At 66.3% G+C, this 2,750-nt stretch carries 1 protein-coding gene and 1 pseudogene; both read right to left on the minus strand.

What is annotated here, in order from left to right; genetic code table 11:
* Positions 1-260: 260 nt before the first annotated feature.
* Positions 261-1,004: an IS21-like element helper ATPase IstB gene (istB, locus tag ACIPUD_RS39630; RefSeq protein ID WP_446482974.1), complete on the minus strand. Its 744-nt coding sequence runs from the start codon at positions 1,002-1,004 to the stop codon at positions 261-263.
* An 11-nt stretch (positions 1,005-1,015) separates the two neighbouring features.
* Positions 1,016-2,547, minus strand: a pseudogene (istA, locus tag ACIPUD_RS39635) (IS21 family transposase).
* Between the last annotated feature and the right edge of the window lie 203 nt (positions 2,548-2,750).

Here is a 2,750-nt window from a genome sequence, read left to right on the forward strand (position 1 = left end):
TGCGGATTCCGACGAAGTCGCCCAGGCGTACCGATATGAAGTCGCCCGTGGATTCCGAGACGATGTCGCCCACCTTTCCGATTTGATCTCGCCCAGCGGCGAGGCGTTCTGGCCGGCTGGTTCTCTGGCATCGGTCAAGCCGCGTGGTCAATCTGGAATCGCGACTTCAACCTGTTTTTCTTCTTCTGCGGTTGCTGTGGGCATGTGGGCAACGCGATTGCGTTGTCCAAGCGCAGCGGCATGTCCACAGCGCCACGGGCTCAGGTCTTTCGGGCGGATTGCCGGGTTCGGCGCAGGCTCTCACCGGTGAGGTCGAGCCGATGGGCATTGTGGACGAGGCGATCGAGCACGGCGTCGGCATAGGTGGGATCTCCAATGAGCAGATGCCACTGGTCCACGGGGAGCTGGCTGGTGACGATGGTGGAGCGATGACCGTAGCGATCTTCGAGGATTTCCAGGAGGTCGTGACGGGCACCGGCGTCGAGCGGCTCGAGTCCCCAATCATCGAGGATCAGCAGATCGACACGGCCAAGGCCGCGCAACAGGCGTGGATGGCGGCCGTCGCCGCGGGCGAGCGCCAGATCGTCGAACAGTCGCGGGACGCGCTGATAGAGCACGGAGCGATTGTCGCGACAGGCCTTGTGGCCGAGCGCCGAGGCGAGCCAACTCTTGCCAACGCCGGCCGGGCCGCAGATCAGGAGATTGCCGTGGTCGTCGATCCAGCGGCCCTCGACAAGCTTAGCGAACAGCGGGCGGTCGAGACCGCGCGGGGTGCGGTAGTCGATGTCCTCGACGCACGCCTGCTGGCGCAGCTTGGCGTAGCGCAGGCGAGTGGCGAGCCGTTTGTCGTGCCGCAGCGAGGCTTCACGTTCGAGCAGCAGCGCAAGCGATTCGGTGTGACCGAGGCTTGCGGCCTCACCGGTGGCTTCGACGTCGGCGAAGGCCTTGGCCATGCCGTGGAGGCCGAGGGCGTTGAGGCGGTCGAGGGTCGAATGGGTGAGCAAGGGATGATCTCCTAGTTGTAGTAGCGCGGTCCGCGGATGTTGGCATGCAGGATCGGCGCATCGTCCGCGGAACGCTGGTGAGCAGAACGCCGATCGAGATTGTTGGCGAGGATCGACTTGACCGAGCCATAGGTGCGCGCGCCGATGTCGATTGCCCGCGCAGCCGCGGCGTCCAGCCGTTCGCGCCCATAGGAGGCGGCGAGCCTGAGGATGCCGAGGCAGGCGCGGAAGCCTTGCTCGGGGTGCGAGCGCTCGTCGAGAATGAGGTCGCACAACGCGCTGGTCGCCGGCCCGATCGCGGCGGCGTCCTGGCGGATACGCGCGATGGTCCAGCCGGCGTAGCGCCGATGGCTGGAGGCCATGTGCTCCGGCACGGTGGTGTGTTTGTGATTGCCGCTCATGCGCTGATGCGCGGCGATCCGCTCGCCCTTGTGGAAGATCTCGACGGTACGGGCCGTGAACCGCACCTCGACCTCGGCGCGGGCGAAGCGATGCGGAACGCTGTAGTAATGCTTCTCCACCTCGACGTGGTAATCGAGACTGACGCGGCGGATCCGCCACTCGGCGAGGACATAGGGGGACGCTGGCAATGGCTTGAGCGCCGGCCGGTCGACCTCCTCGAGCAACCGGCGGCGTGTCACGCCGAGCCGCGGATTGGCCGTTCCTCATTCAGCCTCGTGAGCAGTTCGCCGATCGCCGCATTGACCTCGGCCAGGCTGTAGAAGGTGCGATGGCGCAGGCGGCCGAGCAGCCAGCGCTCGACGATGAGGACGGCCTGCTCGACCTTGGCCTTGTCGCGCGGCTTGCGCGGCCGCGCCGGCAAGATGGCGGTGCCGTAATGCGCCGCCATCTCCGCGTAGGTACGATTGATCTGCGGGTCGTACAGGCTCGCCTTAATGACCGCGACCTTGGTGTTGTCGGGCACCACCAGCGCCGGTATGCCGCCGATCGCCGCGAAGGCGCCAACATGGGCGCTGATCCAGTCGGCGAGCCCCTGCGTCCACGTCGCCTGTGCGTAGGTGAAGCTCGATGCGCCGAGCACGGCGACGAAGATCTGCGCCGTTCTGCGCTCACCGGTCAGGCGGTCGACCACCACCGGCACGCCATCGCCGGCATAGTCGACGAACAACTTGTCGCCCGCCGCATGGGCCTGGCGCATCGTCACCGACAGGCGGCCCTCCCAGGCGCGGTAGAGCTCACAGAAGCGCGAGTACCGGTATCCGCCGGGCTCGGTGGCGATATATTCCTCCCACAGGATCGACAGCGTCACGTGCTTGCGTTTGAGCTCGCGGTGCACGGTCGCCCAGTCGGGCTCGGCGATGCGGCGGTGACCCTGACGGTTGCCATTGCCGGTCTTCGCGAACAGGCGAAGTTCCAGAACCGTGTCGGTGACGTCGTCTGGCAACGGCCAGCTCAAGCCCGCGGCCTCGAACCGCCGGAGCGCCAGGCGCACCGTCGAGGGCGCCGCGCCCACCCGTCGCGCAATCTCGCGGCTCGGCAGCCCGGCCGCCTTTATTCTGATCACATCGCGCACACGGCGCATCGCAAGCCTCTCCGTCGGCATCCAGGGTCCCCTTCGCAAAGCCGAAAGAGTTGACCCTATGGGAGCCAGAAGAGGCCTCGTCACCCGGGCGACATCATCCCGGAATGGTGGGCGACATCATTTCGGAACGGGTGGGCGACTTCAAATCGGAATGGTGGGCGAGATCATCTCGGAATCCTGGGCGACATCGATCGGAATCCGCA

The sequence above is a fragment of the Bradyrhizobium sp. CAR08 genome (assembly GCF_052871955.1).